The organism is Parabacteroides sp. AM58-2XD (genome assembly GCF_003463685.1).
GTDB lineage: Bacteria > Bacteroidota > Bacteroidia > Bacteroidales > Tannerellaceae > Parabacteroides > Parabacteroides segnis.
In genome coordinates this window covers 1-6,671 of sequence record NZ_QSDP01000176.1, presented here as the reverse complement: position 1 = coordinate 6,671, position 6,671 = coordinate 1, and the positions used below count along the sequence as shown (strand labels likewise).

Here is a 6,671-nt window from a genome sequence, read left to right as displayed (position 1 = left end):
TAGAAAAGGTACTTGATTAAGTAATATCCATACTGAATTAGAGAGCATATAACTACATAACAGTATTTCATACAATTTATTCGTAAAAGACTTTCTTAATATAAAATAATAACCTATTAATATCGGAACTGAACTATATAATAAAAAATCTATGCGAAATCCGGTGGAGGAAAATACGGAACTGTCTGCTTCTCCTGTTAAATATTCTTCTGCTCTATCAGCAATAAAAGATATACTTAATAATATGTCAGTAAATAACTTATTTATTACAAAGCTGAGTGGAATTGCCATCAACCAGATTTTCAGATAAAAGCGCACATTTGTATAGCATGATACACATATTAATGACAAAAAAGGTAAAACTACGGATTTATGAAAAGATATAGCTATAACACTAAGAATTAAAGCATATAATGTTCTCTTATAATTGACCATAGCTAATAATAATAAAGATGTAGCTATTCCATTACGTATGCCATTCACACCATATCCATAAAATGACATTGCAGTTATTAGCATCATGAAAAATACTATAAAATTATTCTGGGATAATTTATATGAAACTAAATACAATGGAAAGACATATAGAAATGCACATATCAGAAAATATAAATCTATTGATAAACCTAAATTAGCACATGTCTGTGTCATAATTTCAAATCCAATGTCTCTGGCTTCTTCACTATCAATGATTTTCCCAGCTAAATATTCTATATAAAATCCACCATATCGCACAGAATCTACAAAAACATCTTCATTCCACCATTCCCTATATCCAATAAAGAATATGCAAAATAGTAATAATGAAAACATCCCGAAATCTGCTATAAATTTATTGGAAATATATTTTTGTCGTAACAATAAATATATTGCAGTAAAAATAACAGCTGTCGCTAATAAAATTCGATATATCAGAGCTTGTGTAGTTGCTTCAAACATGTTAAATGTTCTCTACTTACTATAATGTCCTATTATTTTTAAGATCTTGTGAGATAAAGCTACTGGAGATAGTAAGAGTCTCACAATGTTAGTAGACTTTTTCTCACCTGTTTGTATTTGTGTCTCTAGGCCTTCATCCCAATATACCAGTGCCGGTACTATTCCATATAAATTAAAGTGCTTTTTCATAAGAAGCCAATCATCTGCAACCCAATAAGGTTTATGTGCAAGGCCACAAATTAATTTTGCAGCTGCCTTGTTAATGATATATCCAGCAGTATAGGCTCCAAAATATAGTTTATTCAAACTAAAGTCTGCATCTATTTTTTTTATCCTAAAAGAATAGGAAAATCTTGGTGTTAATAATATCAACTGAGGTGTTTCATCAATTTCTAATTCTTCAATTATATTTAATTGATTAGAAAGGCAAGCATCATCTTCTAAGATAAGTGCAGCTTTTTCGTTACTATCTATAAGCTTTTTATAAGATTTTATATGACTAAGGGTACATCCAATCTCGGCAAGCAAAGGGCTTCTTCCATATAATTTATAAAATGTATCATAATCAAAAAGAGATTTTGCTTCATCTGTACTAAATTGTTTACCATCAATAGCATCGATAAACTCTACATCTAAAAAAGAGAATCTATTTAACTGCTTTTGCATATGTTTTTTTCTTTCAACCGCCCGCTGCAAATTAATAACGAAAGTTTTCATATTCCTATAAAGTGATTTTTGCATATGTTTTTTTCTTTCAACCGCCCGCTGCAAATTAATAACGAAAGTTTTCATATTCCTATAAAGTGATTTTTCTTTGAAGTTCTTTAAATCCTACATAAATAAACGTTTTAGTTGAAACACCTAATCCTTTTATCGTATATAAGGGCCAGTACCAGTCATTATGTACAAATTGAGGGAGGCTTTTTGCTATGAGGATACCTATGATCCCTAATTTCAACCATGCAATATTGATATAACAAAATAATGATATTGCAATGGCTGTCAGTAACACACTTTTAACGAAAGGAAATTCATTTTTCGTTGCCGTAATTTGACACATATTCCAACAATTCCCATCTAACAGCCAGATAATTGCAGCAAAAATAAGCAATGGTAGAGAAGGAAGTGATGTTTGAGATCCAATTAATGATAAAATAAAATCTCCAAGTAAAAGAAAAAGAATGATACCTATAATATACAAGATATTAAATAAAAACATAACGAGGCTGCTTCAGATAATAATTGCTCTTTTTTATTCATTACTCTCAAAGAAGCTAAGCGAGGTTGATAAATTGAAAACATAATACCAGATATACTTTGAATGAGAAATAATATTTGTGACATTAAGCCAAATGTACCAACTTCATTTAAAGATAAATATATCCCAGCCAACATCATAGTAGCTCCTTGAGTTAGATAGCCTGACAGTGCGCAAAAACCTAGTTTTTTAGAATTATACCAAATTACATTAAACAGTTCTCGTTTCTTTTCTCTAGTAATATTATAGTTTGAAATACTTTGTTTTAAATCTTGAGTGAAGTAATATTGATTTGCTAAGAGCCTTGTTAAAAATACTGCAAATAAATTTGCAATAACTAAGCCCAATAATCCACAATCTAACATTAATAAGAGGAAAGCTATGAATATCTTTAGCATATTTCCATATACAATTACTTTGTTGGATTCCATTATTTTACCTGCACCAATCAATAGGGCTGTAAAATATGAATAGTATATCTGTAGAAAGACGCTAAAGGAGTAAATTACCCAAATGATGGCACTATTCTTTATATCGTTAAATCCATTTGTTACATGATATATATATAAAGTTCCTACAGTAAGCATCCCTGATAAAACAATCCCTCCCATAATACGATATAGCCACTTTGCTGTTGAAATTAGAGTTGCAAGCAAACTATAATCAATGCAGGTCGCACCTTCAAAAGGAACTTGAGATAATCCTTCTTTTCTAATTTCTTTAGCACCGCTATATATATATGTGACGTTTCGTGCAAACTGTGGAGAAAAACCGAAATCAACCAAGGAAGCTAATGTGCCTACAGAAAGCATAATATAGTTCATTCCGACTTCTTCTGGACTCAATAATTTAAGTATTAAAGGTAATATTAGAACTCCAGATGCTACAGTGAAAAATTTAGCAAAATATCCCCACAAGACATCTTTCTTCGTAACTGTAATTCCGTCAAAATGCATAGTAAGTAAGCGTCCAATGTAAGCACTCAATTTAGGGCATCCCCCTTTGAAAGGGCACTTTTCAGTGCCCTAAATCGAGTTTTGTTAATAAATCAGCTTTGAATTTAACATTGGCTGGTAGCCAAAGTGATTTTGTCAGGAACCATGTTAACGTAATCCCTGCACCCGTTAAAGATCTTTTGAAAAAGCCCCGATAAAGTTTCAGATAGAACCGCCATGAAGCTTTACTGTTCCTATCATACTGTGATATGTTGCTGCCATCTCAGCACAACATTCAGATATAACACTTCTTATAGTGGTCATATTTACGCACCATGCACCAGGTCTCATCGCAGTTCACTATCGAATCCTTTTCCAAGGCCATGGCTTTCAGAACCATAATCATTTTGTCTAAATACATCTTACCCTTCTTCAGCCAGTTGTGAAGTGTGTTCTTAGATAGGGTCCATTCCCATGTCAGTCAGCTACTCCCCATAAAATCCTTGATCACTCATTTGTGACCATTTCAAATACATTTCTTTGTAATTTTCTTTTATAAACTCACGGATAATGCGTAGTTGTTTGTCCTTCAAATTGCCTTGTTCCTTTATTACTGTATCTCCATTTCCCTTAACAAAAAACTTAGCGGAACCAACTTCTGTTAAACGACGGTCACTTGCATGGACATGCATGGCTTCAACCACACAATGGGAAGTAAAATAAAGAAAGTATCCACATACCATAAAATCATAATATTTCGGCATATCAGCTATCCTCCTTCATATATTTTTGATTACGGGTCCAATATCCGATTACGATTTCTACCTCTACGTCATCCATGTTGGTTTCCAACACCTCACCATTGGGTCGTATCACCAAAGCGTGATTCGGGTTATTCAAACCAATAATCCGGATGTTTCCATCTTCCATCCACATGAAGGCATAGCCACACACAATCATGGAAGAGGATTCTAATATTTTATTTATTTCTTTATCTCTCAACATATCTTATTTCCACCGATTTTATTGGTTTCAAGAATACATGAGGATCTATATACAAATTTTGAAGAATCGGTACAAGATCTATATAATCTTCTATCTCACCGATATCCTTGTATTTCGCCATCACCACAATATATCCATTATCCCATTCTTTTACAGACGTATAACGTTCTAACTTAGGCGAAGTACGAAAACGTATATTTTGAAAGCCATAGCGGAAGGAGGACATGTCTCCATCACTGGACAACAGTGCCAAAGAGGATTTTTTCTTATCTGTATTGAATGCTTGCATATCAAATTGATTATATGCAAATATAGTCAATTCCTTTTTACAGCAAACATTTTTCCCTAAATATTCGATTGTCTTCCTCAACCCCTCGTCAAGCTTTATCTTGGATTCTCAATCCAGTTTCTCATACTCCGAATTCCGACTTATAAACTCCGGCACGATCGATTTCATCATTTTTACGGTTTCCAACTTTTCTACTTGGATTGCCCAATCTATTAAATGATCAATACTGGCTGATATCTCGGCAAAATCATATTCACGCACTTTCGCACGGAAAATTTTAGCATTTATGGTAGGAAGCGTATTTTCCTTAGTTGCCAACAACTCTTCATACAATTTCTCACCCGGACGAAGACCGGTATATTTTATTTCAATGTCTTTATCGGGAATAAGGCCTACCAACTCTATCATTCGACGTGCCAGATCGGCTATCTTTACCGGAGTCCCCATATCAAACACAAAAATCTCGTTCCCTTCTCCCATAAATGCAGCTTCCAAAACAAGACGACAGGCCTCCGGAATTGTCATAAAATAACGGATGATGTCTGGATGAGTGACGGTCAAAGGACCTCCTTTTGCCAGTTGGTCACGAAAACGAGGAATAACAGAACCATTGCTCCCTAATACATTCCCAAAACGAGTAGTGATAAATCGAGTTTTACCAGGATGGATTCCTTTATTTATCGCAATACTCAGACTTTGTACATAGATTTCGGCCAAACGTTTGGAGGCTCCCATCACATTCGTAGGGTTAACCGCCTTGTCCGTAGAGATCATGATAAATTTGTCTACATCATATTTTACAGACATGTCTGCCATATTACAGGTTCCCTGGACGTTGGTGTGCACAGCTTCGCAAGGGTTTTCTTCCATCAAGGGAACATGTTTATAGGCTGCCGCATGAAAAACATACTGAGGATGGAATCGTTTAAAAACACTTTCCACTCGAGCCAACATCCGGACATCTCCCATAATCGGAGTGAAAACAACTTCCGGATATCGATCTTCCAACTCCAGACGAAGAGTATGCATAGGTGTCTCGGCACTATCAAACAAGATCAATTGCTTTAATCCTAATTTACATAGTTGACGACAAAGTTCACTACCGATAGAACCGGCGGCTCCTGTAACCAGCGTAACTTTTCCTTTTAATTCACCTGCTATTTTTTTTAGATTGATATTTATTTCATCACGCCCTAACAGGTCTTCAATACGAATCTCAGGTAAATTATGCAGGTTGACTGTTCTGCTTTTTAACTCGTTCATTGCTGAAAATACCAACATACGAATCTTTTTTTTCTCGCAATAACGCACCAGACGTTCACTTTCTGCTTTTACGACATGATAGTCGGTAAACAAAATCGTCTTGATCCCTTTTCGATCCACTAATGCATTAAATTCCATCTGATTCTTGACAGAATAAACGGGATAGCCTCCTATACGAATTTTACTTCTCTCCCCTATTCGTATATATCCTCCAATCTGACAACTATCAGATTGTTTCCATAGAGAAATTACAGATGAGCTTGATGATGTATCTTCTTCCCTATAAATTAATAACTTCTCATTATTGGAAGCAATACTTCTAACTATCATGCTATACATCATTATTAATAAAGCACGAAACGTTGTCAGAATAAAGAAAGTCAGGAATAAATCAAGCAAACCTCCTAAAAAGATTTGAAGAAAAGATAACGAGTGGATAAAACAGGAAAGGGCTACAATCATCAAAGTCGCTTTCACAAAAGAGGCAATAGCAATACGCCCCGTCTCTGCAAAAGTTGAATGACGAATGACACCTTTATAGGTCTGGCAGGAAAGAAAACAAATTGTACTGCATAAGATGGAAAAGAGATTTATATAAATAAACTCACGTACCGGCAGACTTATTTTCAAAATATTGCCAAGGGTCGCAAATACTAAAAAAGTGGATAAAACCGAGAAAAACAGGTCTATAAAAAAGATAACCCAGCGATTGAAGTATTTTTGCTTCGAGAAGAGGATGATAAAATCACTGATTTTCAACACATTAATACTAGTTATATGTTATAAAAATGCTCGTCAGTCCCATAATTAGAATGACGATTATCGCTTGTTTTTCAAAGCCTATATAAAGAAAAGGATGACTAAAAAAAACGATCGTTTTTTCTAGTCATTTCACCAGGGCAACCGCACCAAAATTTCTATTAAAATATGTTTTGTGGCATAAATCATTAAAATATTTCAAAAAAAGTTGTGTAATTGGGGA

General features: G+C 34.3%; 9 protein-coding genes. All 9 read right to left on the bottom strand.

Features of this window, described 5'->3' with window-relative positions; all coding sequences use genetic code 11:
* A partial coding sequence (locus DXA15_RS24170; protein WP_128135735.1) for an EpsG family protein occupies positions 1-939 on the bottom strand: 939 nt, incomplete at its 3' end.
* Positions 940-951: 12 nt separating this feature from the next.
* Positions 952-1,731 carry a glycosyltransferase family 25 protein gene (locus DXA15_RS24165; protein WP_128135734.1) on the bottom strand — a complete coding sequence of 260 codons (780 nt, stop codon included), beginning with the start codon at positions 1,729-1,731 and terminating at the stop codon, positions 952-954.
* A gap of 4 nt (positions 1,732-1,735) precedes the next feature.
* On the bottom strand, positions 1,736-2,140 hold the full coding sequence (locus tag DXA15_RS24160) for a hypothetical protein (RefSeq protein WP_147349104.1): 405 nt from the start codon (positions 2,138-2,140) through the stop codon (positions 1,736-1,738).
* On the bottom strand, positions 2,128-3,183 hold the full coding sequence (gene wzx / locus DXA15_RS24155) for an O-unit flippase-like protein (RefSeq protein ID WP_128135732.1): 1,056 nt from the start codon (positions 3,181-3,183) through the stop codon (positions 2,128-2,130). Before wzx ends, DXA15_RS24160 begins: the two co-directional genes overlap by 13 nt.
* A 244-nt stretch (positions 3,184-3,427) precedes the next feature.
* Positions 3,428-3,553: a hypothetical protein gene (locus DXA15_RS27765; RefSeq protein ID WP_255420007.1), complete on the bottom strand. Its 126-nt coding sequence runs from the start codon at positions 3,551-3,553 to the stop codon at positions 3,428-3,430.
* A gap of 64 nt (positions 3,554-3,617) precedes the next feature.
* Positions 3,618-3,896, bottom strand: coding sequence for a DUF4160 domain-containing protein (locus DXA15_RS24145; protein ID WP_128135731.1), 279 nt, complete (start codon positions 3,894-3,896; stop codon positions 3,618-3,620).
* Position 3,897: 1 nt separating this feature from the next.
* Positions 3,898-4,137, bottom strand: a complete 240-nt coding sequence (locus DXA15_RS24140) for a toxin-antitoxin system, toxin component (protein ID WP_128135730.1) — start codon at positions 4,135-4,137, stop codon at positions 3,898-3,900.
* Complete coding sequence (locus DXA15_RS24135; RefSeq protein WP_128135729.1) at positions 4,124-4,426, bottom strand: hypothetical protein; 303 nt, start codon at positions 4,424-4,426, stop codon at positions 4,124-4,126. The genes DXA15_RS24140 and DXA15_RS24135 overlap by 14 nt, the downstream gene beginning before the upstream one ends.
* A 108-nt stretch (positions 4,427-4,534) precedes the next feature.
* Positions 4,535-6,451 carry a UDP-N-acetylglucosamine 4,6-dehydratase family protein gene (locus tag DXA15_RS24130; RefSeq protein WP_128135728.1) on the bottom strand — a complete coding sequence of 639 codons (1,917 nt, stop codon included), beginning with the start codon at positions 6,449-6,451 and terminating at the stop codon, positions 4,535-4,537.
* Between the last annotated feature and the right edge of the window lie 220 nt (positions 6,452-6,671).